At 73.1% G+C, this 25,493-nt stretch carries 25 protein-coding genes; 3 read left to right on the forward strand and 22 right to left on the reverse strand.

What is annotated here, in order from left to right; translation table 11 throughout:
• Positions 1–4: 4 nt before the first annotated feature.
• The 15 genes from panC to dacB all read right to left on the reverse strand — a co-directional run bounded on the left by panC (position 5) and on the right by dacB (position 14,941).
• On the reverse strand, positions 5–847 hold the full coding sequence (panC, locus tag DNL27_RS10415; protein ID WP_112235498.1) for a pantoate--beta-alanine ligase: 843 nt from the start codon (positions 845–847) through the stop codon (positions 5–7).
• A gap of 2 nt (positions 848–849) precedes the next feature.
• Positions 850–1,830, reverse strand: a complete 981-nt coding sequence (locus DNL27_RS10420; RefSeq protein ID WP_112235499.1) for a Rossmann-like and DUF2520 domain-containing protein — start codon at positions 1,828–1,830, stop codon at positions 850–852.
• A 52-nt stretch (positions 1,831–1,882) separates the two neighbouring features.
• A complete protein-coding gene (locus tag DNL27_RS10425; protein WP_112235500.1) occupies positions 1,883–3,895 on the reverse strand; it encodes a PH domain-containing protein in 2,013 nt (670 codons plus the stop codon).
• Positions 3,892–4,404 carry a PH domain-containing protein gene (locus DNL27_RS10430; protein WP_041297413.1) on the reverse strand — a complete coding sequence of 171 codons (513 nt, stop codon included), beginning with the start codon at positions 4,402–4,404 and terminating at the stop codon, positions 3,892–3,894. The genes DNL27_RS10425 and DNL27_RS10430 overlap by 4 nt, the downstream gene beginning before the upstream one ends.
• Positions 4,388–4,939 (reverse strand): DUF3180 family protein, encoded by a 552-nt coding sequence (locus DNL27_RS10435; protein ID WP_012398991.1) that lies wholly within the window; start codon positions 4,937–4,939, stop codon positions 4,388–4,390. Before DNL27_RS10435 ends, DNL27_RS10430 begins: the two co-directional genes overlap by 17 nt.
• A complete protein-coding gene (folK, locus tag DNL27_RS10440; RefSeq protein ID WP_012398992.1) occupies positions 4,927–5,451 on the reverse strand; it encodes a 2-amino-4-hydroxy-6-hydroxymethyldihydropteridine diphosphokinase in 525 nt (174 codons plus the stop codon). Before folK ends, DNL27_RS10435 begins: the two co-directional genes overlap by 13 nt.
• Entirely contained in the window at positions 5,451–5,864 is a 414-nt protein-coding gene (folB, locus tag DNL27_RS10445; RefSeq protein ID WP_012398993.1) for a dihydroneopterin aldolase, read from the reverse strand. Before folB ends, folK begins: the two co-directional genes overlap by 1 nt.
• A 7-nt stretch (positions 5,865–5,871) precedes the next feature.
• On the reverse strand, positions 5,872–6,927 hold the full coding sequence (gene folP, locus DNL27_RS10450; protein WP_012398994.1) for a dihydropteroate synthase: 1,056 nt from the start codon (positions 6,925–6,927) through the stop codon (positions 5,872–5,874).
• Positions 6,924–7,622, reverse strand: coding sequence for a GTP cyclohydrolase I FolE (gene folE, locus DNL27_RS10455; protein WP_012398995.1), 699 nt, complete (start codon positions 7,620–7,622; stop codon positions 6,924–6,926). The genes folP and folE overlap by 4 nt, the downstream gene beginning before the upstream one ends.
• Positions 7,623–9,752, reverse strand: coding sequence for an ATP-dependent zinc metalloprotease FtsH (ftsH, locus tag DNL27_RS10460; RefSeq protein ID WP_012398996.1), 2,130 nt, complete (start codon positions 9,750–9,752; stop codon positions 7,623–7,625). It abuts the gene before it with no gap.
• 264 nt (positions 9,753–10,016) lie between these two features.
• Positions 10,017–10,568 (reverse strand): hypoxanthine phosphoribosyltransferase, encoded by a 552-nt coding sequence (hpt, locus tag DNL27_RS10465; RefSeq protein WP_012398997.1) that lies wholly within the window; start codon positions 10,566–10,568, stop codon positions 10,017–10,019.
• Positions 10,565–11,689, reverse strand: coding sequence for a tRNA lysidine(34) synthetase TilS (tilS, locus tag DNL27_RS10470; protein WP_370447101.1), 1,125 nt, complete (start codon positions 11,687–11,689; stop codon positions 10,565–10,567). The genes hpt and tilS overlap by 4 nt, the downstream gene beginning before the upstream one ends.
• Before the next feature lie 4 nt (positions 11,690–11,693).
• Positions 11,694–12,155: a DNA-binding protein gene (locus DNL27_RS10475; RefSeq protein WP_204360289.1), complete on the reverse strand. Its 462-nt coding sequence runs from the start codon at positions 12,153–12,155 to the stop codon at positions 11,694–11,696.
• Between the two features lie 53 nt (positions 12,156–12,208).
• On the reverse strand, positions 12,209–13,306 hold the full coding sequence (locus DNL27_RS10480; RefSeq protein ID WP_112235503.1) for a zinc-dependent metalloprotease: 1,098 nt from the start codon (positions 13,304–13,306) through the stop codon (positions 12,209–12,211).
• Positions 13,307–13,381: 75 nt separating this feature from the next.
• Complete coding sequence (gene dacB, locus DNL27_RS10485; RefSeq protein ID WP_239494346.1) at positions 13,382–14,941, reverse strand: D-alanyl-D-alanine carboxypeptidase/D-alanyl-D-alanine-endopeptidase; 1,560 nt, start codon at positions 14,939–14,941, stop codon at positions 13,382–13,384.
• 188 nt (positions 14,942–15,129) lie between these two features.
• Between dacB and DNL27_RS10490 the strand changes: the two genes are divergently transcribed.
• Both DNL27_RS10490 and DNL27_RS10495 read left to right on the forward strand, forming a co-directional pair.
• Positions 15,130–15,645, forward strand: coding sequence for an inorganic diphosphatase (locus DNL27_RS10490; RefSeq protein WP_012399002.1), 516 nt, complete (start codon positions 15,130–15,132; stop codon positions 15,643–15,645).
• Positions 15,646–15,861: 216 nt separating this feature from the next.
• Positions 15,862–16,641, forward strand: a complete 780-nt coding sequence (locus tag DNL27_RS10495; RefSeq protein ID WP_226905836.1) for a hypothetical protein — start codon at positions 15,862–15,864, stop codon at positions 16,639–16,641.
• 33 nt (positions 16,642–16,674) lie between these two features.
• On the opposite strand, the gene DNL27_RS10500 is transcribed toward DNL27_RS10495, so the two are convergent.
• From DNL27_RS10500 to serS, 3 genes are all read right to left on the reverse strand, one after another.
• A complete protein-coding gene (locus tag DNL27_RS10500) occupies positions 16,675–17,307 on the reverse strand; it encodes a hypothetical protein (RefSeq protein ID WP_112235505.1) in 633 nt (210 codons plus the stop codon).
• 52 nt (positions 17,308–17,359) lie between these two features.
• On the reverse strand, positions 17,360–18,274 hold the full coding sequence (locus DNL27_RS10505) for an HAD family hydrolase (protein ID WP_112235506.1): 915 nt from the start codon (positions 18,272–18,274) through the stop codon (positions 17,360–17,362).
• Positions 18,275–18,575: 301 nt separating this feature from the next.
• On the reverse strand, positions 18,576–19,880 hold the full coding sequence (serS, locus tag DNL27_RS10510) for a serine--tRNA ligase (RefSeq protein WP_012399006.1): 1,305 nt from the start codon (positions 19,878–19,880) through the stop codon (positions 18,576–18,578).
• A 125-nt stretch (positions 19,881–20,005) separates the two neighbouring features.
• Here serS and DNL27_RS10515 point away from each other — a divergent pair, with 125 nt between their 5' ends.
• A complete protein-coding gene (locus tag DNL27_RS10515; RefSeq protein WP_012399007.1) occupies positions 20,006–20,980 on the forward strand; it encodes a diacylglycerol kinase family protein in 975 nt (324 codons plus the stop codon).
• Between the two features lie 45 nt (positions 20,981–21,025).
• Here the strand turns inward: DNL27_RS10515 and DNL27_RS10520 are convergent, their stop codons facing one another.
• From DNL27_RS10520 to DNL27_RS10535, 4 genes are all read right to left on the reverse strand, one after another.
• Positions 21,026–22,420 (reverse strand): GntP family permease, encoded by a 1,395-nt coding sequence (locus tag DNL27_RS10520; protein ID WP_112235827.1) that lies wholly within the window; start codon positions 22,418–22,420, stop codon positions 21,026–21,028.
• Between the two features lie 5 nt (positions 22,421–22,425).
• On the reverse strand, positions 22,426–23,427 hold the full coding sequence (pheA, locus tag DNL27_RS10525) for a prephenate dehydratase (protein ID WP_112235507.1): 1,002 nt from the start codon (positions 23,425–23,427) through the stop codon (positions 22,426–22,428).
• Positions 23,424–23,759 (reverse strand): rhodanese-like domain-containing protein, encoded by a 336-nt coding sequence (locus tag DNL27_RS10530; RefSeq protein ID WP_012399010.1) that lies wholly within the window; start codon positions 23,757–23,759, stop codon positions 23,424–23,426. The genes pheA and DNL27_RS10530 overlap by 4 nt, the downstream gene beginning before the upstream one ends.
• 137 nt (positions 23,760–23,896) lie before the next feature.
• Positions 23,897–25,393 (reverse strand): amino acid permease, encoded by a 1,497-nt coding sequence (locus tag DNL27_RS10535; RefSeq protein ID WP_112235508.1) that lies wholly within the window; start codon positions 25,391–25,393, stop codon positions 23,897–23,899.
• Positions 25,394–25,493 lie beyond the last annotated feature (100 nt).

Consider the following 25,493-nt stretch of genomic DNA (forward strand, 5'->3'; position numbering starts at 1 on the left):
GCGCTCAGATGCGCATGTTGTCGATCAGCCGCGTGGGCCCCACCCACGCGGCCACCAGGGCCAGGGCCCCGGGCGCCGGGTCCACGAACCCGAGGGTGCGAGGGTCCACGGTCACGAGGTAGTCCAGACGCACCTCGGGCTCCGCGGCCACCTGCCGTCTGGCCTGCTCCAGCGTGAACCCGCCCGCCGCGAGCGCGCTCAGGGTGCGGTGCAGCACGAGGGCGTGGCGCGCCTGGCCCTCGGAGAGGTACTGGTTGCGGGAGGACAGCGCGAGCCCCTGCTCGGAGCGCACGATGGGCACGGGGCGGATCTCCACGCGGTGTTCGAAGTCACGCACCATGCGCTGCACGAGCAGCAGCTGCTGCGCGTCCTTCTCCCCGAAGTACGCCCGGAACGGGGTCAGCGGGCCGGGGGCCACGATGGTGAAGAGCTTGTTGACCACGGTCAGGACGCCGTCGAAGTGCCCGGGGCGGGTGGCGCCCTCGAGGACCGTTCCCGCGGCACCGGAGGTCACCGTGACCACGGGGGTCCCGTCCGGGTACATCTGCGCGGCGTCCGGGGCGAAGACGAGGTCCACCCCCACCTCGGCGAGCAGCGCGACATCCTGCTCCAGCTGACGCGGGTAGCTCTCGAAGTCCTCGCCGGGGCCGAACTGCAGGGGGTTCACGAACACGGACACCACCGTCAGGTCGTTCTCCGCGCGGGCACGGCGGGCGATCTCCAGGTGGCCGTGGTGCAGCGCGCCCATGGTGGGCAGCAGTCCCACGGAGCGGGCCCCCCGCCCCACGCGCGCCCCGATCTCCTCGCGCACCTGCTCCACGGTGGTGCACACCACGGGTTCCGCCACGCTCACTCCTCGTCCTCGAGCGCGGCCAGCACCGCGCGGTAGCTCATGGCGTCCAGTCTGCCCGACGCCGCGGCGCGCCGGGCCGTCTGACGCGCCAGCGCGCGGTACCCGGCCAGCAGCTCCCGCCCGATGCCCCCCGGTGAAGTGCCCGTATGCGGCGGCCGTGCGGCGTCGTCGTCCGCCGGGTCCCCGGGAGCGGCACCCGCACCGCCGCCGGCCAGCTCGCGCAGTGCGGCCACGTGCGCGGCCACGGTGGCGACGTCCCCGCGGGCCACCGGGCCCGTGAGGGCGTTCTCCCCGGAGGCCAGGGCGTTGTCCACGGTGGCCCGCGCGAGCGGTCCCAGCACGCGGTCCGGGTGCTCCACACCGATCTCGCCGAGCAGCTGCATGGACTCCCCCAGCACCGTCATCACGTGGTTGGAGCCGTGGGCGAGGGCCGCGTGGTAGAGCGGGCGGTCCGCCTCGGCGACGACGACGGGCTCCGCGCCCATCTCCACGACGAGCGCCTGCGCGATCGGCAGCACGGGGGCGGCCGCGGTGATCCCGAAACTGCAGTCGACCAGCCGCTGCAGGTCCAGGCTGAGCCCCGTGAAGGTCATGGCCGGGTGCACCGCGAGACCGATCCCCCCGGCCGCCCGCACGGGCTCCAGGACGTCCGTGCCGTAGCGTCCGGCGGTGTGGACCACGAGCTGGCCGGGCTGCCACGCCCCCGTGGCGGCGAGCCCGGCCACGAGACCGGGCAGCTGGTCGTCCGGCACCGCGAGCAGCACGAGCTCGCTGCGCTCCACGATGGTCTCCACGTCCAGCACCGGCACATCCGGCAGCAGTGCCGCGGCCCGTTCCCGGCTGGCCTCCGAGGTCGCGTGCACACCCACGACGGCGTGGCCCGCGGCCCGCAGCGCGGCGCCGAGCACGGCACCCACCCTGCCCGCGCTGACGACGCCCACGCCGAGACGGCCGGGGCGGTGACTGGGGTGGGACACGCGAACACTCCTCGCAGGGGACACAACGGCACGCACAGGGTAGCGCACGGCGTCAGGGGGCGGGCGTGCCTCCGGCGGGCGCGCCCGCGGCCGTGCCGTCCACCCGCTCGCGCGCCGCACGGGCGAGCTCCGCGTGGCACCACTGCAGCTCCCGCGCGGTGGCCGCGTCCAGGTGCGCCACGGACGTGGTGACGGATCCGGGGGTCACGTGCACCGCGAAATCGCTCAGCCCGAACCGCCGCTCCACCGGACCCTGGCGCAGCGCCACCGACTGGGTCTTGTGGTGCGGGACCACGCTCGCGTGCCGGGCGAGCCGGCCCCAGCGCAGCACCAGGGAGGAGTCGTCCACGGCGAAACCCGTGCGCCGCCACGTGAGCGGGTCCAGCCAGCGCGCCCGCCGGGGGCTCGTGGTGAACCTGCCGGAACCGCCGATCCCGGTGATCCCCTCCGACACGAGGCCCTCGGGGGCGTCCGCGAGCGGGAGCACGAGCCCCAGCAGCTCCCGGACCTCGTCCCACGTGCCCACCGGCAGCACCACGGAGCCGAGGCCCTCGGCGTCCGACGTCCCGCCCTTGCCTGCGGTGACGACCACCACCCTGTGGCCGCCGAAGACCCGCCACAGCAGCGGCGCCGTGACCTCCAGCGCCTGCACACGGCCCGTGGGGATCGTGGAGGAGCGCTCGTTGAACAGCCCCGCCCGGGTGCGCACTCCCGAGGGCTCCTCGCTCAGCGTGAAGCCCCAGCTCTTCTCGAGCCGCGAGTACAGCCCGGAGACCACACCCAGCAGCGGCGGCAGGCTCGAGGGCAGCACCACCACGAGCGCCTCGGGGAACCACACGGACAGCCCCGCGGCCACCAGCGCCAGCACCACCAGCACCACGGCCGGCGGCGAGAGCACCAGGCCCAGCAGCACGCGACCGGTGGGTACCGTGAACACGCGGCGCAGCTCGTCCTGCTCGCCGAGCAGCCCGTACTTCTGGGCCACCCGCACGTCCACGCCGTCCCGGGAGCGCCCACCGCGGGCCGCCCCCGCAGCCTCGGGAGCACCGGTACCCGGGGCCGCCGCACCAGGGGTGGCCGCCCCCTGGTCAGCCGCAGCGGAGTTCGGCGCACCGGCTGTCGGCGCGCTCCAGGGCGCCACCCGACCCGCGCCGTCCACGGACGCCTGCGCGTCCTCCGCCGCGCGGGCACCGTCGGGCGCGGTCGGAGCCCGTGGTGACGGGTCCGCGGAGGCCTCCGGCGGCGTCGTGCCCGCCGAGCCGTGCTGCGCCGCCGCCCGGTGCGCGGCGACCAGCAGCTGTCGTCGCAGCTGCTGCGCGTGCTCCCGGCCCAGGTAGGACAGCTGCAGCACGCTGGACCCGCCGTCCGCCACGTCGAACTTCAGGGCGGAGAGCCCCAGCACGCGGGGCAGGAAGCGGCGCTCGATGTCGATGCCCTGCACCCTGTCCAGGCGCGCCTGGCGCTGCGTGCGGAACAGCCAGCCGCTGCGGAAGCGCACGTGCTCCTCGGTGATCTGGTAGCGGGTGAACCACCACGAGAGCAGTCCCAGCCCGATCAGCAGGCCCAGCACCCCGCACAGCACCGCGAGGGCCAGGCCCGCGCCCACCAGCTGCACGGCACCGCCCACGTCCACGTTGAGGGGCTCGTGCTTGACCAGTGCGGAGAGGACGTCATCCAGGAAGGTGTTGCCGATGCCCCACGCGAGGGCCACGAGCAGCAGCCAGCTGCGCACGAACGGCGTCAGCGGGTGGACGCGGTGCCACACGTCCTCGGCGTCGCGCTGGGGTTCGTCGGGGCGCTGGGGCCCGTCGGGGTGCGGCTGCACCGCCGGTGCCCCGGGCTGGGACCCTGCCTGCGATCCTCCGGGGTGGGACTCTGCGCGCGGTTCCTCGGGGCGGAGCCCTGCCTGCGGTTCCCGGGGGCGGAACTCGGCCCGGGGTTCCTCGGGACCGGAGTCCCGCTGCGGTGCCCCGGCTCGGGACGACGGCGCTCGGTCGGGGTGGTGCCCGCGCGGCGGCTGCCCGAGGCCGGGGACGCCGGCCACGGCGTCCTCGGGGCCCGTCACAGGCCCACCATGAGCTCTTCACCGCGCTGGGTGAGCTGCTCGCGCAGGCGGTCCGCTTCCTCCCGGGGCAGTCCGGGCAGCACGGCGTCGGTGCTCGCGGACGCGGTGTGCAGGGTCAGGGTGGCCAGTCCGAAGGCGTTGAGCACGGGTCCGGTCTTGATGTCCACGTACTGCATGCGGCCGTAGGGCACCACGGTCACGGAGCGGAAGAACAGGCCCCGGCGCAGCCACAGCTCGGTGGGCGCCTGCGCATAGCCGATGGCGCGCACCCTGCGGGGCACGAGCGCGAGGTTGACCAGCCCCCACACCAGGGCGGCGGCGGGCAGGATCCACAGCCACGAGGCGGCTCCGCCCCACACACCCAGCAGCGCGAGAACCAGGGGCACGGCCAGGCCCGCCGTCCAGGCGGCGGTCCCGATCGCGGCGCCGATCAGGCGCACCGGCACGTACTTGGGGGACACCCCGTGCCAGCTCAGTCCCGCAGGGCTCAGGTCAGTGGTCGCGGGCATATCCTCCCTCTCCGGTGGCGTACGGGTCACGCCGCCCACCGTACGGGCTTTCCTCCTCCGCGTCCGGGTCATCGGGAGGAAGTCTGCAGGATTTCTCCACGATCCAGCCCACCACGGCCAGGGCCACGCCCACGAGAACCTGGGCCACGCACTGCCACAGCGGCTGCTGGGTGGAGCGGACACCGATCAGGGCCAGCTGGTCCACACCGATCCCCGCGTGCCACCCGGCGCACAGCGCGCCGTAGTACGCGATGGCCTGCGCCGCGGCGGCCGTGCCCACGGCCCACACGGGGTCGTACGGCTTGCGCCGCGCCGGGTCTTTCCGGGCGCCCCGGCCGGCCTCCGGGTCCCGGTGGGCGCGCAGCCGCAGCCCGAGGTACGCGACCACCGCTCCCGCGGCCACCTCGGCCACGATGCTGACCCAGGCCAGGATGAGCAGGCTCTCCCGCCCCCCGACCACCTGGGCGATGCTCCACCCCACGGCGGCGGCGACCGCGGCGGCGGCCACGAGGGACAGCAGGTTCAGGTAGCGCACGACGTCTCCTCCTCCGGCCGCAGCCGGTGCTCGGTCACGGTGAGGTCCCCCAGGTCCGCGGCGGCGCGCGCGAGACGCGCGACCGGGACCCCGTCCAGCTCCGCGGCGGGATCCATGAGCTCCCACGGGCGCAGCACGAAGGCCCGCTGCGCCGCGCGCGGGTGCGGCAGCACGAGCCGCGGGTCCTCGCTGCGCACACCCTCCACGCACACGACGTCCAGGTCCAGGGTGCGCGGGCCCCACCTCAGCTCCCGGGTGCGCCCGTGGCGCTGCTCGATCCGCTGGCACACCTCCAGCAGCTCCAGGGGCGCGAGCTCGCAGCGCAGCTCCACCACGGCGTTGAGGTAGTCCGGGGAGCCCTCTGGCCCGCCCACGGAGCGGGTCTCCACCACGGGCGACGCCGCGGTGACCGTGATCCCCGGGCTCGCCTCCAGGTCCCGGACCGCGTGCCGCAGCACCGCGAGCCGGTCCCCCAGGTTGGCGCCCAGGGCCACGACGCACCGGGCGGCCATCAGCGTGAACCCGCCCCGAGTGCGGCGCGGGTGCGCACGATGCTCACGGCCACGTCCGAGAACGTGACGTCGATGGGTGCCTTGGGCTTGTGCACCGTGACCTCGAGGGCGGCCACGAGGGTGAAGCGCTCCAGCAGGCTGCGGGCGATCTCCTCCGCGAGGGCCTCAATGAGCTGGAACCGCGTGCCGATGATGATCTCGCGCACCATCTCGGCGACCTCGCCGTAGTGCACGGTGCGGGTGAGGTCGTCGGTGGCACCGGCGGGGCGCAGGTCCACGTGCAGCACGAGGTCCACGAAGAACGGCTGCCCGCTGCGACGCTCCTTCTCGAATACGCCGTGGTAGCCCACCGCACCCAGCCCGGTGAGGGTGATGCGGTCGAGGTGGGCGGGGTCGGGTGTGGCGGTGGTCATGGCGGCGTCAGCTCCCTGCATCCCGGGGTCGCAGTACGGGTGGTTCGATTCCCAGCCACGCGTGCGCGGTGGCCACCGCGTCCACCGTGGCCGGGACGTCGTGGACGCGCACGGCCCAGGCGCCGCCGAACGCCGCCAGGGCGCTGAGCGCGGCGGTGGCGCCGTCGCGCCCGTCCACGGGGCGGGGCTCGCCGTCCTCGGCCAGCAGCGCCCCGAGAAAGCGTTTGCGGGAGGCCGCCACGAGCACCCTGTGGCCCAGCGCCTGCAGCCGGGGCAGGGCCCGCAGCAGCTCCCAGTCCTGCGTGCCGGCCTTCGCGAAGCCCAGACCGGGGTCCAGGACCAGGCGCTCCGGGGCCGCGCCGGCCGCGAGCAGCCGGTCGCGCACCGCGGTGAGCTCCCGCAGCACGTCGGCCACCGTGTCCGTGTAGGTGGCCAGCCCGGTCATGGTCTGCGGGGTCCCGCGCGAGTGCATGAGCACGTACGGCACGCCGGTGGCGCCCACGAGCTCGACCATCTCCGCACTGACGGCGGTGCCCGAGACGTCGTTGACGATGTGCGCGCCCGCCTCGATCGCGGCGTGGGCCGTGTCCGCGTTCAGCGTGTCCGCGCTCACGACGACGCCGCGGCGGCTCAGTTCCCGGATCACCGGCAACACCCTGCGCCGTTCCTCGCGCGGGTCCACCTGCTGCGCGTGCGGACGGGTGGACTCCCCGCCCACGTCCACGATGTCCGCTCCCTGCTCCGCGAGGCGCAGGCCGTGCGCGATGGCCGCCGCCTCCGAGTCGTGGCGGCCGCCGTCGCTGAACGAGTCGGGGGTCACGTTGAGCACCCCCATCACCAGGGTGCGCCCGGTGGGCAGCCCCTCGAACGAGCCCCACCCGAGGGGTGCGTCCCCACCCGCACGGTCCGGCGCATCCGGCCGGGAACCGGGGCGGGCGGCGTCGTGGGCTCCGGTGGCCGCGCCCCTGGCGTCGGCTGTCGGGCCCTGGGCACCTGGGGCGGCGCGGGGAGCGCCCGGTGCGCCGCCCTGGGCGCCGGTGGCGGCGTGGTGCGCGGCGGTCACCGGCCGTGTCCCGCTGCGATCAGGTTCATGGCCTCGGCACGCGTGGCGGGGTCCCGCAGCTGCCCGCGCACGGCGGAGGTGACCGTCCTGGCGCCGGGCTTGCGCACGCCGCGCATGGACATGCACAGGTGCTCGCACTCGACCACCACGATCGCCCCGGCGGGGTGCAGGTGCGCCACGAGCGCCTCGACCACCTGGGTGGTCAGCCGCTCCTGGACCTGGGGGCGCTTGGCGTAGAGGTCCACGAGGCGCGCGAGCTTGGACAGGCCCGTGACCTTGCCCTCCGGGCCGGGGATGTAGCCCACGTGGGCCACCCCGTGGAACGGCACCAGGTGGTGCTCGCACGTGGAGTAGAACGGCACGTCACGCACCAGCACCATCTCCGAGTGGCCGATGTCGAAGGACGTGGCGAGCAGCTCGGCGGGATCCTCGTGCAGCCCCGCGAAGACCTCCGCGTACGCGCGGGCCACCCGAGCCGGGGTGTCGCGGAGACCGTTGCGGTCGGGGTCCTCCCCCACGGCCAGCAGGATCTCCCGCACCGCGGCGGCGATCCTCGGCTGGTCCACCGCGGCGGAGACCTCACCGGTGCCGGCGTGGTCGAGGAAGGAGCCGGAGACGGGTTCGGAGACCGGTTCGTGGGCGTCGTGCTCGGGAGCGCTGGGGATGGGCGCGTTCTGCTCGGGCGCGGGTGCCATTCAGCCGTTCTCCCGCTTACCACCCGGTTCCTGCCCGGGCACCCCGCCCTGGCCACCGCCGGGACCGGACTGGGCGTCGTCGCCGCCCGGGCGCGGATCCTGGTGCTCCGGGACCTCCAGAGGGTGCTCCGGCTTGGCGGCCACCGCCTGGTCCTGGGGGGCCATGGTGCTGGGGTCCTGCAGGTTCTTGCGGCGGGCCTCCTCGTGCTCCGCGGCGGTGACCACCGGGGGCACGTCCGAGATCTCGCGCTCCTCGCCGGACTGCCACACGGGACGCACATCGCGCAGGGTCACGTCCCGGAAGATCTCCCGGATCTGGGCCTCGTTGAGGGTCTCCTTCTCCAGCAGCTCGAGCGCCAGGCGGTCCAGCACCGGGCGGTTCTGCAGCAGGATCTGGTGGGCCTCGTCGTGGGCCTGCTCGAGCAGCAGCCGCACCTCGTCGTCCACGATGCCCAGGGTGCGGTCCGAGTACTCCTTGGAGCCGGAGCCCATCTCGCGGCCCACGAACGGGTCCGAGTTGTCCCCGCCGATCTTCACGGAGCCGATCTTGGCGCTCATCCCGTACTGGGTGACCATCTTCCGGGCGGTGTCCGTGGCCTTCTGGATGTCGTTGGAGGCGCCGGTGGAGGGGTCGTGGAACACGATTTCCTCGGCCGCGCGCCCGCCCATGGCGTAGGCCATCTGGTCCAGCAGCTCGTTGCGGGTGGTGGAGTACTTGTCGTCCGAGGGCATCACCATGGTGTAGCCCAGGGCCCGCCCGCGCGGCAGGATGGTGATCTTGGTGACCGGGTCCGTGTTGCGCAGGGCCGCCGCCACCAGGGCGTGGCCGCCCTCGTGGTAGGCCGTGACCTTGCGCTCCAGCTCCTTCATCACGCGGGAGCGCTTCTGCGGACCGGCGATCACGCGGTCGATGGCCTCGTCCACGGCGCGGTCGTCGATCAGCTGCGCGTGGGAGCGCGCCGTGAGCAGTGCGGCCTCGTTCATCACGTTGGCCAGCTCGGCGCCCGTGAAGCCCGGGGTCCGCTTGGCCACGGACGCGAGGTCCACGTTCTGCGCGAGCGGCTTGTTCTTGGCGTGCACGCGCAGGATCTGCTCGCGGCCCTTCATGTCCGGGGCGTCCACGCCGATCTGGCGGTCGAAGCGGCCCGGGCGCAGCAGCGCGGGGTCCAGCACGTCCGGGCGGTTGGTCGCGGCGATCAGGATCACGTTGGTGTTGGCGTCGAAGCCGTCCATCTCCACGAGGAGCTGGTTCAGCGTCTGCTCGCGCTCGTCGTTGCCGCCGCCCATGCCGGCGCCGCGCTGACGGCCCACGGCGTCGATCTCGTCCACGAAGATGATGGCCGGGGCGTTCTCCTTGGCCTGCTGGAAGAGGTCGCGCACGCGGGAGGCGCCCACGCCCACGAACATCTCCACGAAGTCCGAGCCGGAGATGGAGTAGAACGGCACACCGGCCTCACCGGCCACGGCCTTGGCCAGCAGGGTCTTGCCCGTGCCGGGAGGGCCGTAGAGCAGCACACCCTTGGGCACCTTGGCGCCCACCGCGGTGAAGCGGTCGTGCTCCACCAGGAACTGCTTGATCTCGTCGAGCTCCTGGACGGCCTCGTCCGCGCCGGCCACGTCCGCGAACGTGACCTCTGAGTTCTCCTTGTTGAACATCTTGGCCTTCGAGCGGCCGAACTTCATGGCCTGCCCACCGGTCTGCATGCGGGAGAAGATGAACCAGAAGATGCCCATGATGATCAGGAAGGGCAGCAGGAAGCGCACCAGGGACAGGAACCAGTTGTTCTCCACGGGCTGGTCCGTGAAGCCCTCCAGGTGCGCCTGGTCCATGGTCTTCACGACCTCTTCGGCGCGGGGCTTGACGTAGTAGAACTCCACGTCCTTGCCCAGGTTGCGGTCACCCTGGTTGAGGTCGTCCTTGAGGGAGAGCTCCACCTTCTGCTCGCCGTCGTAGATCTTGGCCTCTTTGACCTTGTCCTGCTCGAGCAGGTCCAGGCCCACGTTGGTGTCCACGCGGGACGTGGTGGGGCTGAAGAAGCTCGCTCCCACGGGAACCAGGACCACAATGGCCAGCAGGATCCAGAAGATGGGGCCCTTGAAGAAACTCGTGGGTTTTTTTGCCGTGGCCAAGCCGTTGATCCTCCCGTGGACGTGTCACGCCGCGCCCCGCTCGCATGTCGGCGGACCGCCCCCGGTGCACGGGGGTTCGGACACGCGGGCCGTGGCGCGTTTGGCACAATGTATCGCTTCGTGCGGCGCCGCAGCGCCTCGTGCGCCGCCCGTTCTTTCACAGCGCACACGGACCGGCCACGGTACACGGGCCCGCCCGGTGCGGGCTGGGAGCTGCGGTGGCGGGGCCTGGGTGGCCGGGTCACGCGCGGCGGCGCGCCCGGCTCACTGGTAGACGTGCGGGGCCAGGGTGGCGATGCAGTCCAGGTTGCGGTACTGCTCCGCGAAGTCCAGCCCGTAGCCCACCACGAACTCGTTGGGGATGTCCCATCCCACGTAGCGGACGTCGATGTCGGTCTTCATGGCCTCGGGCTTGCGCAGCAGCGCGCAGATCTCCACGGAGCGCGTGCCGCGCGACTCCAGGTTGGTGCGCAGCCAGGAGAGGGTGAGGCCGGAGTCGATCACGTCCTCCACGATCAGCACGTCCTTGCCGTGCAGGTCCGTGTCCAGGTCCTTGAGGATCCGCACCACGCCGGAGGACTTGGTTCCGGAGCCGTAGGAGGACACCGCCATCCAGTCCATGGGGTACTGGCCCTGCAGCTCGCGCATCAGGTCCGCCATCACGGGCACGGCGCCCTTGAGCACGCCCACGAGCAGCACGTCCCGGCCCTCGTAGTCGCGGTCGATCTGCTGCGCGAGCTCGCGGACTTTCTCGGCGATCTGCTCCTTGGTGAACAGGATGCTGCTCAGATCCTCGTGGACGTGTTCGGCCTTCACTGGGCACTCCCGGGGTTGTTCTGGGTGGTGGTTCTCTGCTGGGGCGCCGGGCTGGGCTCTCCGCGCAGCTCCAGGCACCCCCGCGCACGGTCCGCGTCCGGGCGGTGCCGCCACGCTGACACCTTACCCGCCAGCTGCACGGGCCCGGCCTCGCCGTGGCCGAGGGCGAAGTCCTCCAGCGCTCCCAGCCGCTCGAACGTGGGCGTCTCCCCGCCCGCGGCCACGCACGCCCGGGCCAGCACACGACGCCGCAGGGCCGCCGGGGTGGCCTGCAGCACCGCGCCGTCCAGCACCACCGCGTGCTCCGGTTCCGCACGGCTCGGAGCCAGCAGGGCGGCGTCGTAGGCGGCCGCGGCCTGCTCCTCGAGATAGTCCGCGTCCGCGCCGAGCACCGACGCCGTGCGGGCCAGGGCCCTGCCGACGCCGGGTCCGAGCTGGGCCTCCAGGTGGGGCAGCACCTCGTGGCGGATCCGGGAGCGGGTCAGCGCGGTGTCCGCGTTGCTGGGATCGAGCCAGGGCTCCAGGCCCTCGGCGGCGCACACCGTCTCGGTCTCCGCACGGGTGACGTTGAGCAGCGGGCGCAGGTAGAGCACACCGTCCTCGACGCGGCGCTCGGGCATCCCGGACAGCGAGCGCGTGCCGGAGCCGCGGGTCAGCCCGAGCAGCACCGTCTCGGCCTGGTCGTCGCGGGTGTGGCCGAGCAGCACGGCGGCGGCGCCCGTGCGGGCGACCACCGAACGGAAGGCCTCGTAGCGGGCGAGCCGGGCGGCCATCTCCGGGCCGGTGCCGCGGCGGGTCACGTGCACGCGCTCCACGTGGACCGGGTCCAGCCCCAGCCCCCGCAGGGTCTGGGCGGCGCGGTGGGCAACCTCCCCCGAGCCGTCCTGCAGCTGGTGGTCCACCACCACCGCCCCCACGCGGCACGTGCCGTGGCGCTGCAGGTGGGCCGCGGCCGCCGCGAGCGCGAGCGAGTCCGCTCCCCCGCTGCAGCCGAGCAGCACCAGGGGCGGGGCCTCACCACGGGAGCGGTCGGCGTCGAGCACCGGATCCAGTGTGCGCCGCACCGCACGCCGCACCCGGGCGACGGTCGGGTTCAGGCGGCCACTGCGTCCTCGCTGCACCGGCTCAGCCCTGCGAGGCGCTCTTGCGCTGGGCGCACTCCTCGGCCATGGCCAGCACCTTGGAGAGCACGGGGGTGTTCTCCCCGAGCATCACCAGGGCGCGCTCCAGCTCCCCCGTGGGGACCACCGAGGCCAGTGCGGTCACGGCGTCCGTGTCCGTGGTGATGCCGGTGCGGATCTGGGACGTGGAAAGCACCGGCTGCGAAGCCTCCACGCGGCTCAGGACGGCCTCGAGGTCCGAGGAGCCCGCGCTGTCCTCGAGCATGACCAGGCGTTCGTAGACGGCCGGGTTGCCGATCTTGATGCGTCGGCCGCTGATGAGCTGCGAGAGCATGGGCGCGGAGAGCCCCAGCACCTGGGCCAGCCTGCGCTGGGTGATGCCGTAGGCCCCCACCACGGCGCCGAAGCGCTCCGACAGCGGTTGACCGTACAGCCGGATCTGCTGGTTGATGTTTTCAGAGCTCACGGGGTCATCTTGGCACACCGATCTGAAGTCGGGCCGGGTGCCGGGGGGGCGGCTCAGCCGAGCACGCGCCGCACCCAGGCCTCGGGGTCGTGGATCTCGGCCTCCGTGGGCAGGGTCTGCGGGGAGCTCCACACCGTGTTGAAGCTCTCCATGCCCACACGCTCCACCACGTGCTCCACGAACTTCTGCCCGTTGCTGTACTGGCGCATCTTGGCGTCCATGCCCAGCAGGGAGCGGACCATCCGGTCCAGCGCCCCGTGGGTCGAGGAGCGCGCGTCGAAGCGGCGGCGGATAGTCTTGACCGTGGGCACGATGCTGGCGTCCACGGCGTCCATCACGGCGTTCGCGTGGCCCTCCAGCAGGGACATCACGGCGGTCACGTGGGAGAGGGTGGCGCGCTCCTCGTCCGTGAGCAGGTGGGTGAGGGGTCCCAGCCCGGCGTCCGGGCGGGGGTCCCTGGAGCGCCCGGCGAGGGAGGCCCCCACGGCGCGCAGCCGCTGCCAGGCGCCGGCGTCCAGGGAGCCCAGCCGGGAGATCTGCTCGAGCATGTGGTCCCGCAGCCACGGGGCCGCGGCGAACTGCACGCGGTGCGTCTGCTCGTGCAGGCACACCCACAGCCGGAAGTCCTCGGGGACCACGTTGAGCTCCCGCTCGGTCCACAGCACGTTGGGGGCCACGAACATCAGGCGCCCCCCGGGGTGGCTGCGGGCGGCCCGCTCGGAGACGAGCCCGGCGTAGGGGTCGTACTGCCCGAGCACCTTGGAGGACAGGAAGCCCACCAGGGCCCCTATCTCCGCGGCCGTGGCCGTGGGGGCGATCCCGCGCTGCGCGGCGGCGAACTTGGCGGGGTCCTTCGCGCTCAGCCGGTCGAACACCGGCTGCATCAGCACGGAGAAGGTCTGGGTGTTGGCCTTGGCCCACCCCGCACGGTCCACCACCAGCACGGTGGAGTCACGCAGGTTCTCCGCGGCGTCCAGCCCGGTGATGACGTGCACGTGGTGCACGGACTCGTGGGCGAAGTAGCGCAGGGACTCCACCGCCCTGGAGATCTCGCGGGGCTCAGGGGTGGGCCCCGGGGGCGTGACCTTCGCGGCGATCTGCGCGGCGGCATCCCAGTCGACCAGCGAACGGCGGGTCAGTTCTCGGCTCATGGGCACACTCAACCACACCGCTCCGACCCGCACAGAAGGGCCACGCTCGGGGTCACCCCGGGTGCCGTGGACCGCTCACCGGCTCCGGGTGAGCTCCGCGACCGTGCGGTCCACGCGGTCCTTGGCCCGGGCGGTGTGCCCCGTGACGCCGTTGAGCACCACCGCGTAGACGAGCACGGCCCCGTCCTCCCGCTGCACGTACCCGCTGAGCGCCACCACGTCCAGCAGCGTGCCGGTCTTGGCCCGGGCCACCCCTCGGGCAGGCTGCTCCGCGGGGTCGTCGAAACGCTCCGCGAGGGTTCCGGTGCCACCGGCCACGGGCAGCCCGCGCCCGTACGGGCCGAACCGCGGTTCCGTGAGCAGCGTGTCCACGGCCCGGGCGAGTGTGGCGGCCGTGACCCGGTTGCCCGGTGCCATGCCGCTCGCGTCCAGCACCCGCAGCCCGGAGGTGTCGATCCCGTGCTCGCGCAGCGCGGCCGGCAGCAGGTCCTGGACCCCTGCCACGCTCGCCTCCCGTCCGGAGCGTGCCGCCGCGACCCGGGTGAGGGTCTCGGCGAGGGAGTTGTCCGAGTGCGCGAGCATGTAGGCGCTCTGCTCGTGCACCGGGGCGGACTCCACCCGTGCGAGCTCGGTGGCCCCCTCGGGTGCCCGGGCGGTCCCCCGCGCGGTGACCGCGGCGTCGCCCAGCTCCTTCTGCAGCTGCCGGGAGAACTCTGCGAGGGCCTCGCCCGCGGGGTCCGCGGGCCGCCGCCCACGGTCCCCGGGATCGGTGCCGTCCGCGGCGGGCACCCGGTGGGAGTACAGCGCGATGGGTGCAACCCGGGAGATCTCCCCCGAGGCGACGTCCTCCTTCTCCCACGCCGGGTTCAGGTCCGGGCCGGCGAACAGACTCGTGTCCACCGTGACCTCCACGGCACCGGGCACCCCGTCCGGCGAGCGCTGCTCGAGCGCCCGCGCGGTGCGCCGGGCCAGGGTCCCGAGTCCCGCGTGGCCGTTGACCGCCGCGGGGTCCCCCTGCCCCGGGGCGAGCATCGTGTCTCCCCCCGCCACCAGGGTCAGCGCCCCGGGCCCGCCGCTCACCACGGTGGTCACCAGCCGGTCCTGGGCCCCCACGTGCTCGGCCACCGCCAGGGCACTCAGCAGCTTCTGGTTCGAGGCGGGCACCACGGGGCGGGCCTGCTCCCGCCCCGCCACCGGGCCGTCGGCTCCCAGCTCCCCCACCGCGGCGGTGACCACGCCGGGGGCTCCCTCGAGCCCGGCGTCCAGCGCCCGCTGGAGACCCTGCGCGGAGACGGCGCCGGACGACGACGCCGCGGGGCTGCCCGCGCTGCCGGGGACCGGGTCCGCGCCGCGGTCCGAGCCGTCCTCGGCACCGGTGCGCGCGCCCTCGTCGGCGCTGTCTCCCGACTCGGGGGTGCCGCCCGCGCCTGGCCCCGCGGCGGCGTCGTGGTCCGCGGCGCCGGACCCCTCCGCGAGCTCCTCGTGCGCCGCTCGCCACTGCGCGACGGGGCGCAGCTCACCGGCCAGGGCGGGGACCGCGAGCGCCGCGGAGGCCACGAGCGCGAGAGCCAGCAGCACGCACAGCAGCACCGGACCGCGGCGCGCGGCGCGGGGACGTGACGAGGTGGCCGGCATGGGCCCCATTGTCCTGCACGGGTCTGACGGGGACAACGCTCAGCCCCGGCCCGCTGGGACCGCGGAGGGCGCGGCCGGTATCGTGGGAGCATCTGCCCTCACGGACGCCGCCGGGACCCGGTGGTGGCCGTGGGCGCCGGGTGAACGCCGTGCCCGGCCCACCTCACCACGATTCAAGGAGTGTCACCATGGAGCTGGACGTCACCATCGAGATCCCCCGCGGTTCCCGCGTGAAGTACGAGATCGACCACGAGACCGGCCGGATCCGCCTGGACCGCGTGCTCTTCACCTCCATGCAGTACCCCACGCACTACGGCTACTTCGAGGACACCCTGGGCGAGGACGGCGACCCCCTGGACGCCATGGTCATCATGGACGTGGACATCATGCCCGGCGTGATCGTCGAGGCGCGCCCGATCGCGGTGTTCAACATGACGGACGAGGCCGGCGGGGACGCCAAGGTGCTGTGCGTGTCCACGGACAAGCGCTACGACGGGATCCAGGGCCTCGAGGACGTCAACGAGTTCCTGCAGAAGGAGATCCAGCACTTCTTCGAGCGCTACAAGGACCTCGAACCCAACAAGTGGGTCAAGGGTGAGGGCTGGGAGGGCAAGGAGACCGCCGAGCGCCTGATCGTGGAGGCGCAGCAGCGCTTCCAGCAGTCCCAGTACGACAACGCCGCGGAGGCGGAGCAGGACGACTGAGTCCCTCCCCCGTCCCGCAGAGGTCCCCGCAGCCGGTGCGTTCCGGCGGCGGGGACCTCGTCGTCCCGCCGCTTATGCGTGTCGCCGGGCCGTGGTGGGATGGTCTCGCTCCGGTGGCCGGGGTGCCGCGCAGCGCGCGGGTCGCCCGGTCCTCGGGCTCGGTGTTCCCGCGGTGCTCGCCCCACCGCACGTCCGTCCGTCCGGGAGGTGGTGTCCGTGTTCGATCCGCAGCACGGTGCTGACGAGCGTGTGTACGTCTTCCACGGCACCGCGTCCACCCAGGTGCTCGGCCCGGAGCGGCTCACGGACGGGGTTCGCGCGCTGCTCTCGGCGGCCGGGGCAGCACCGGCACCCACACCCTCCCTCCACCCGGACATCGCCTCCCGGCCCTTCACCGCGGAGTCCGTGCAGCTGCCCGGGGAGCAGGCGCCGGCCACGTGGGCACGGCCCAGCAGCACCGTGGCGGAGGTGTCCGTGGACCTCGGGGCCGAGGAGTTCTGGGACCGGGTCCAGGCCGGCGCCTGGGCCACGTGGCGGGACCGCTGGCCCGAGGCCCCCCACGCCCCGCTGTACCCCCCGGAGGTCCCGGAGTGGCTCGCCGCGGCACCGCGCTGGGAGCTGGACCCCCTGGCGCCCGCTCTCGGGCCCGCGGCCTCCGGCGGCTGGGTGCGCAGCCCGTCCCAGGCGTGGGGCGAGGCCGCCCCGGCGCCACCGCCCGGAGCGGCCACCCGGTCCGGGACCCCCGGGCACCGGGGCATCGGGCTGTTCCAGCTGACCGACGTGGAGTCCTTCTGGATCTTCGCCCCGGAGCAGTACACCGCGGAGGTGGTGGCACGCTGCGAGTCACTGGCCGAGGAGCACCCCGCCTTCACGTGGCTCACGGGCTACTTCGACGCCCGGGACGTGCCCGGTTCCCTGCGGCTGCCCACGGAGTGCCTGCCCGTGCTGCGGGCACACCTCGAGGCCGCGGGCTTCGCAGTGGACACGTGGTGGTGAGCGCGGGTGCCCCGCACCCGGGAGGCGGCCGGTCTAGAGGCCCAGCGGGTCCTCGGGCGCGCACAGCCGCAGCAGGGTGGCGGCCGCGGGGCGGGCCCGCCACTCCTCGTTCCACAGGGAGCGCACCACGGCCTTGGACACCGCCTGGGGTGTGATGCCCAGCTGCTGCGCCACCGTCCTCTGCTGGCCGCGGGCACCCGGGACCATGAGGTCCACCACCCGCCACTCGGCCTCGCTGCGCACGGCCACGATGTGGCCCACGATCCGCAGCACGGCCTCCGCCTGGGCCGCGGCCTCGGCGTCCGCCGCGCTCACGCGCACGGCCACGCGCTCGGAGCTGCGGGTGTGCTGGGCAGCGTCGTGCCCGAAGCCCATGCCCGGGCCCTCCGCCGTGACGGCCACGCGGCCGTCCGGCTGGTCCACGCGCGTGAGGTGGACGTCCCCCACCCCGATCCCCACGGCGTAGGCGCTGTTCCGCAGCCCGGTCATCGCGGCGTCCACCGCGGCCTGCGGGTCCTCCGTGAGGCCCCGGACGATGCCGGGACCCGAGGGCTGGAACGGTGCCCGCGTGGGCAGGGCGGCGAGACGCCGGCACACCTCGCGGTCCGTCTCGGGATCCGGGCGGGATGCGCCCGGCACGCGCTGGGTCAGGGTCAGGACGAACACGGTGCCAGTATCCCAGGTCGATGCGTTTTCACCGGGAGGTGCCGCGCGCGGCTCAGAGCAGGGTGCGCAGCACGGCCGCCGCGCCGTCCTCGTACACACTGCCCGTGACCTCGCGGCTGACCTCGGCCACCTCGTCCGGGGCCTGGCCCATGGCCACCCCGCGCGCGGCCCACTGCAGCATCTCGATGTCGTTGCGCCCGTCCCCCATGGCCACCGTGTGGGCGGGGTCCACGTCCAGGTGCTGGCGGATCCGCTCCAGGGCGCTGGCCTTGGACACGCCGTTCGCGGCCACGTCCAGCCACGAGGACCACCCCACGGAGTAGGCGACGCCGTGCAGACCGGCCTGCTCGATGGCGTCCGCGAAGTCCCCGGGGGCGTCCGTGGCGCTGTAGACCACCAGGCGCACCGCCGGGATCTGCGCGAGCTCGTGGATGTCCACGCCCACGGCCTCGATGCCGAAGGACGCGTCCTGGAAACGCTCGGTGGAGTAGAAGCGCCCGTCCGCGCCCTCGAGGGCGAACTTGGCGGTGGGCAGCTTGCTGGCCAGGGCCCGCAGGGCGTGGGCGGGGTCGAAGCTCACGCGGTCCGTGACCTCGTAGTGCTCCTCCAGCTGCGGGTCCAGCCGCAGGGTCACGCCGCCGTTGGAGCACACGGCGAAGCCGGAGTCGATGTGCCCCTGGCGGATCACGGGCAGGGTGGCGCCCATGGAGCGCCCGGTGGAGATCACCACGTGGTGCCCGGCGCCCACCACGGCGCGCAGGGCGTCCTTGACGCCGCGGGACATGTGGCCGTCGTGGTCCACGAGCGTGCCGTCCACGTCCAGCGCCACGAGGTACCGTACGCCCTCCTCCCTGGTCCACGAGCTGGAGCGGGGGGTCTGGATCTTCATGGGCGCGAAGGCGTCCGCGGCGCTCGTCGCGCGGTCGTCGGTGCGCCGGTCGTCGGTGCCGGCCTGAGTCTCAGTCATGACAGTCATGGTGTCACATGACCATGGGGGCATGTCCGCGGGTGGACGCCCGGGTGACGCGAGGGTGAAGTCCCGTGTCGACCGGTGACGGCGCAGCAGGGGGCTGCCCCACCCCGGCGGCCGGCGCTGGGCTCGCGGCCACGTCACCGTCTCCGGCCGGCGCACCTCACGGCCCCTCCGCCGTGGTGGCCGGCCTGCGGCGCGCACCAGGACGCTCATCCCGTCACGCACGACGCCGCCCGCTCGCCGCGCGCGGGCACGGTGGGCGGGCGGCGTCATCGGCGGAGGGCCTGTGCGCCGGTCAGGCGACCGGACGCAGGACCTCCTGCCCGCGCAGGTACGGGCGCAGGAGCTCGGGAACCGTCACGGAGCCGTCGGCCTGCTGGTGGGTCTCGAGCAGGGCCACGAGCCAGCGGGTGGTGGCCAGGGTGCCGTTGAGGGTGGCAACGGCGCGCGTGCCGCCCTTCTTGACCTTCCCGTGGGCGTCCGTGGTCTCGGGCAGCCGCTCGCGGATGTTGAGGCGGCGTGCCTGGTACGTGGTGCAGTTGGACGTGGAGGTCAGCTCGCGGTACTTGCCCTGGGTGGGGATCCACGCCTCGCAGTCGAACTTGCGGGCGGCGGAGGTGCCGAGGTCCCCGGCGGCGGTGTCGATCACCCGGTAGGCGAGCCCGCACGCCTGCAGCATCTGCTCCTCCCACGCGAGCAGCCGTTCGTGCTCCGCGGCGGCGTCCTCGGGGTGGCAGTAGACGAACATCTCCAGCTTGTTGAACTGGTGCACGCGGATGATCCCGCGGGTGTCCTTGCCCGCGGAACCGGCCTCGCGGCGGTAGCACGAGGACCACCCGGCGTAGCGCAGCGGCCCGCCGGAGAGGTCCAGGATCTCGTCCGAGTGGTAGCCGGCCAGGGCCACCTCGGAGGTGCCCACGAGGTAGAGGTCGTCCTTGCCCACGCGGTAGATCTCGTCGTCGTGCTCCACGTCGAAACCGGTGCCGTTCATGATGCCCGGGCGCACCAGGTTGGGCGTGGTCATGGGGATGAAGCCGTTGTCCAGCGCGAGGTCCTGCGCGGCCATCAGCAGCGCCGTCTCCAGCCGGGCGACGTCCCGCTTGAGGAAGTAGAACCGCGAGCCGGAGACCTTGGCACCGCGCTCCATGTCGATGCCGTCCAGCAGCTCGCCGAGCTCCAGGTGGTCGCGCGGCTCGAAGCCCTCCGCCGCGAAGTCCCGGGGGGTGCCCTCGGTGCGCAGCTGGACGAAGTCGTCCTCGCCGCCGGCGGGGATGCCCTCCACGATCAGGTTGGGGAACTGCGTCACGAGCTGCTGCTGCGTGGCCTGGGCCTCGTCCGCGGCGGCCTGGGCGGCCTTCACGTCCGCCGCCAGCTGCTTGACCTGCGCGAGCAGCTGCTGCTTCTCCTCGCCCTGGGCCCTGGCCACCTTCTTGCCGAACGCGTTCTGCTCGGCCCGCAGGGACTCGAAGTCGGTGATCGCGCTGCGGCGCCGGGAGTCCGCCTCGAGGATGCGGTCCACGAGCCCGGCGTCCGCCCCGCGGGCGGTCTGGGAGGCTCGGTACGTGTCAGGGTCGGCGCGCAGCTCATTGATGTCGATCACGCGTCCAGGGTATCCAACGGATGCCCGGGGGCGCGATACAGCGTCCCGACGGCGCCCGCGCACCCGGTGACCGTACACTTGAGCCCATCTCCAGCCGCCTTTCAACCGATCCAGGAAAGGGAGCCGTGCCGGAACTGCCCCGGACGCCCCAGCGCGTGGCCGTCGTCGTCAATCCCACCAAGGCCCTCGCGGAGCTCGCCCAGGATGCCGTGATCATCGCGTGCCGCAAGGCCGGGTGGGCCGATCCCGTGATCTTCGAGACCGAGGCCGACGACCCCGGGTTCTCGATGGCCCGCCGGGCCGTGGACATGGGCGCGGACGTGGTGCTCGCCGCGGGCGGGGACGGCACCATCCGCGCGGTGGGCGCGTCCCTGGCCGGGGGCGAGATCCCCCTCGGGCTGCTGCCGCTGGGCACCGGGAACCTGCTGGCCCGCAACCTGCAGGCGGACCTCGCGGACCCGCACCACTCGGTGGACGTGGCGCTGTTCGGCTCGGAGAAGGCCATCGACACCGTGGGCATGCACCTCGAGACCCCGGACGGGCGCAGCGAGGACCACCGGTTCCTGGTGATGGGCGGCGCGGGCTTCGACGCCCAGATCATGGCCGACACCAAGGACGACCTCAAGGACCTCGTGGGCTGGGCCGCGTACGCGGAGGCCGGGGCGCGCAACCTATTCAGCGGGCCCCGCTGGGCGCGCTTCTCCGTGGACGGCGGGCCGTGGGTCTCGCGTCTCGTGCGCTCGGTGATGGTGTGCAACTGCGGTGAGCTCACCGCCGGGATCGTCCTGGCGCCGAAGGCCCGGCTCGACGACGGCTTCCTGGACCTCGTGGTGATGACACCCCGTTCCGCGGTGGGGTGGCTGCGGATGGCCGCGAAGGTGGTGCTGCAGCACCGCCACGAACCGCCCGTGATCAACTACTACAGCGGCAAGTCCGTGCGCGTGGAGTTCCACGAGCCCATCGAGTCCGAGGTGGACGGGGACCCGCTCGGCAGCGTCCAGGCGTTCGAGACCACCATCCACCACCGCTCCCTGAAGGTGCGCGTGCCGCCGTCCCAGGCGGACGACGTGGACGCGCACCGGGCTGGCACCCACGGCTGAGGCCGCGGGCGCCCGCCCGGTGCGCGATCGTCCGGGGGACCCGCGTCAGGCGACGCCGGCCACCCCGAAGACCACAGCAGCCAGGGCGAAACCCACCACGCCGATGATCGTCTCGAGCACCGTCCAGGTCTTGAACGTGGTGCGCACGTCCATCTCCAGGAACCGGCCCACGAGCCAGAACCCGGAGTCGTTGACGTGGGAGAGCACCACGGAACCGGCGGCCACGGCCACGACCATGGCCGCGAGCTGCACGCCGTTGTAGTCGCCCGCGAGCACGGCGGGAGAGATCAGCCCCGCCGCGGTGGTCAGGGCCACGGTGGCCGAGCCCTGCGCCACGCGCATCACGGCGGCGATCAGGAAGCCGGCCAGGATCACGGGGATCCCCAGGTCCGCGAGCACGTCCTCGAGGGCCGCACCGATCCCGGAGGTGCGCAGCACGCCGCCAAACATCCCACCGGCGCCGGTGATGAGGATGACCGAGCACACGGGGCCCAGCGCGGAGTCGAACGTCTTCTCGATCGCGGTGCCGCTGAGCCCGCGGGCCCGGCCGATGCACAACGCGGCCACGATCAGCGTGATGGTCAGCGCAATCGGGGTCTCGCCGAGGGAGCGCAGCAGCTGGAACCACGTCTGGGACGCGGTCTCCTGAGACACCGCCCCGGACTTCGCGAGGGTTCCCAGCCCGGTGTTGAGGAAGATCAGCACCATGGGCAGCAGCAGCATGGCCACCACGGTCCCCACCTTCGGCGGGTTCCGCACGTCCTCGGCCTCACCCAGGATGGTGGGCACGGGCAGGGAGATCCGGCGCCCGGCCACCTTGCCGAACAGGTAGGAGGACACGTACCACGCGGGGATCGCACAGATCAGGCCCACCAGGATGATGTAGCCCACGTTGGCCTCGAAGAACGTGGCCGCGGTGACGGGACCCGGGTGCGGCGGCAGGAACACGTGCATCACGGAGAACGCGCCCACGGCGGGCAGTGCGTACGTGAGCACGCTGCCGCCCAGACGCCGCGCGACCGAGAAGACCACGGGCAGCATGACCACCAGACCGGCGTCGAAGAAGATGGGGAAGCCGAACAGCAGCGAGGCCACGCCCAGGGCCAGCGGCGCGCGCTTCTCCCCGAACGCCCGGATCAGCCGGTCCGCGAGCACCTGTGCCCCGCCGGAGGTCTCGAGCAGGCGCCCGAGCATCGCGCCGAGACCCACGAGCAGGGCCACGCTGGCCAGGGTCTTGCCGAACCCGTCGAGCATCACGGGCACCACCTGGTCGGTGGGGATCCCCGTGGCGAACGCCGTGAGGGCGGAGACGATGATCAGCGCCAGGAAGGCGTGGACCCGCAGTTTGATGATGAGCACCAGCAGCACCGCGATGGCGGCTGCGGCGATGAGCAGCAGCGGTCCTGCCGTCAGGGTCTGGCTCCAGCCCTCGATGTCCATGGACGTCACTGTCCTTTCAGGTTGTCGACCCACGAACGGGCCTGGATGAATGCGGCGTCACTGTGGTGGGTGGCCACGGGGACCGCGCGCTCGTCGGCGCGGGGATAGGAGCCGAGGAACCGGGTGCGGGGGCAGATCCTGCGGACGCCCATGAGGGCCTCGGCCACGCGGGCGTCATGGATGTGGCCGTCGATGTCCACGGAGAAGAAGTAGTCGCCCAGGTGGGTCTTGGTGGGGCGGGACTCGATGCGGGTCAGGTTCACGCCGCGGGTGGCGAACTGCTCGAGGATGTCGAGCAGCGCGCCGGGGCGGTCCTCCCACAGGGGCACCACCAGGGAGGTCTTGTCCGCTCCCGTGGGCGCGGGCATGGGGGCGTCCGGACGGGCGACGAGCACGAAGCGCGTGACCGCCTGCTTGTTGTCCCCGATGTCCTCGGCCAGCACCGTGAGCTCGGGGTGGCGCTGGACGACCACCGGGGAGCACACCGCGGCGTCGTAGCCCAGCCCCTCGGTGCTCACGCCGCCGTATCCGTCGAGCATGGCCACGGCGGAGGCCGCGGTGGAGGCGGCGGGCACGTAGGCCACGCCGGGCAGGTTCTCCTCGACCCAGCCGCGCACCTGCGCCCACGCGTGGCTGTGGGTGGACACGGTGGACACGTCCGCCAGGGAGGTGGCCTCCGGCGCCACGAGCACGAACTGGATGGGCACCAGGATCTCGCGCAGGATCCGCAGCTCCGCACCGAACGACACGGCGTCCAGGGTGGCGGTGACCCCGCCCTCGACCGAGTTCTCGATGGGCACCACCGCGGCGTCCATGCGGCCCTCGCGGACCGCGCCCAGCGCGGCGGGCACCGAGTTCACGGGAGTCCGCGAGGCGGCGTCGGCCCCGGGGACACGCAACAACGCAGCCTCGGTGAACGTGCCCTCCGGGCCCAGGAACGCGTACCGGAGGGGGCGTGGCCCCGGGTCCACCGGACCCGGGGCCACGCCGGCGTGCGCCGCATTCACAGAACGCGCGCCGTTTCGCCGGTCTCGGAGACGATCGGCTTGCCGGCGTCCGCCCACGCACCCATCCCGCCGAGCACGTTCACGGGGTCGTAGCCGTACTGCGCGAGGTAGGCGGTGGCGCGCAGCGAGCGCCCGCCGGAGCGGCAGATCACGTAGACGTCCTGGTCCAGGGGCACCTCCTCGGCGCGCTCGGCGAGCTGCGACAGCGGCAGGTGCTGCGCGCCCTCGATGTGCCCGGCATCCCACTCGTTCTGCTCGCGCACGTCGAGCACCGGGGCGCCCTCGGGGATCTCGTCCACGGTTGCGGACGGCAGGTTGTTCACGGTGTCCATGGTTTCCTCCGGTGTCGGCCTCGGGGTTTCATACGGTGCCCCACCCTAGCGGCAGCGCCCGCGTTCGGCCGACGCCCGGGGCGCGTGGCACGCGGGCGCACCCGGGCGTCCGTGCCCGGCCCGGAGGACGACGCCGCTCAGCGCCCCTCGGTCTGCGCGGGCTCGGCGTCCTCGTGGTCGTCGGTTCCCGTGGTCTTCAGCTCGGGCAGGCCGTGCCTGGCCACGTGGCGCTTGGAGATCTCGTAGCCCACGTTGGTGGCCACCAGGATCAGCACGCCGGCCAGGAGGCTGAAGTACCAGTGGGGGTTGGAGAAGTCGAACATGATGTACAGGGACAGCACCACCAGGAACGTGAGGCACACGTAGTTGGTGACCGGTGCCCCGGGCATCTTGAAGTGCACGGGCTGCACCTGGCCCCGCGCCACCTGGCGCCGGTAGCCCAGGTGGGACACGAAGATCGAGATCCAGCCGAAGAGGATGAACACGGAGCACGCGCTGAGCACCACTTCGAACGCGTCCGCGGCGCCCAGGGCGTAGATCATCACGATGCCCACGAGGTCGAAGCCGAAGATGCAGACCAGCGCGCCGGAGGGCACGCCGCGGTGGGAGACCGTGGACATGATCGCGGGTGCCTGGCCGTGCGCGGCCAGGTTGCGCAGCAGCCGCACGCACGCGTACAGGGTGGCGTTGACGCCGGACACGGCCGCCGTGAGCACCACGAAGTTCATGATCCCCGCGAGCGCCGGGATGTTCAGGGAGGACAGCGCGGTCACGAACGGCGACTCCTCCCCCGAGTACTCGTCCGTGGGCAGCAGCATGGACAGCACCAGGATGGAGCCGATGTAGAAGATGGCAATGCGCAGCACCACGGAGTTGATGGCCTTGGGCATGGACTCCTCGGGGTCCTTGGCCTCACCGGCGGAGACGCCCACGATCTCGATCGCGGAGAAGGAGAACACCACGCCGGTCATCACGACCACCAGCACCATCACGCCGTGGGTCGCGAAGCCCTGGTTCCACAGGTTGGACACGCTGGCCGCGGTGGGGGCGTTGAAGATGTCCCCGGCGACCACCAGGATGATCCCGGCGCCCAGGAACAGCAGGATGGCCACCACCTTGATGGCCGCGGCCCACGTCTCGATGAACCCGTAGAGCTTCACGCTCAGCAGGTTGCAGCCCACGATCACCATGGCCGCCACGAGCGAGGGGATCCACCCCGGGATCTCGGGCCACCAGAACTGCACGTAGACCGCGAGCGCCGCGATCTCCCCCACGCCGGCCACGGCGGAGAGCGCCACGTAGATCCACCCGGTCATGAACGCGAAGCGGTCGCTCACGAACTCCCGCGCGTAGGACACCCAGGCGCCCGTGGTGGGCCGGTGGATCACGAGCTCGCCCAGGGCCCGCATGAGCAGGTAGACCACGGCGGAGACCACCAGGTAGGACAGGATCAGCGCGGGCCCGGCCACGGCGAGGCGCCCGCCGATGCCGAGGAACAGGCCCACGCCGATCGCACCGCCGATGCCGATCATCTGGATCTGGAAGTTGCCCAGGGACTTCTTGTACCCCTGGTCACCCCTCTCCTGGTAGACGGGCATGGGGCCGGTGGCCGGCGCCTGGGGATCGAACGGCATGGCGTTCTCCTGGGGTTCGAGGGCGAGTGCGTCCGCGACGGCGGGAGCGCGGGCGACTCCCGGTGACGGCGGCGGCGACGCACGGCGTTGCCCATGAGGT

It is taken from the genome of Kocuria sp. BT304, assembly GCF_003290245.1.
GTDB lineage: Bacteria > Actinomycetota > Actinomycetes > Actinomycetales > Micrococcaceae > Kocuria > Kocuria rhizophila_A.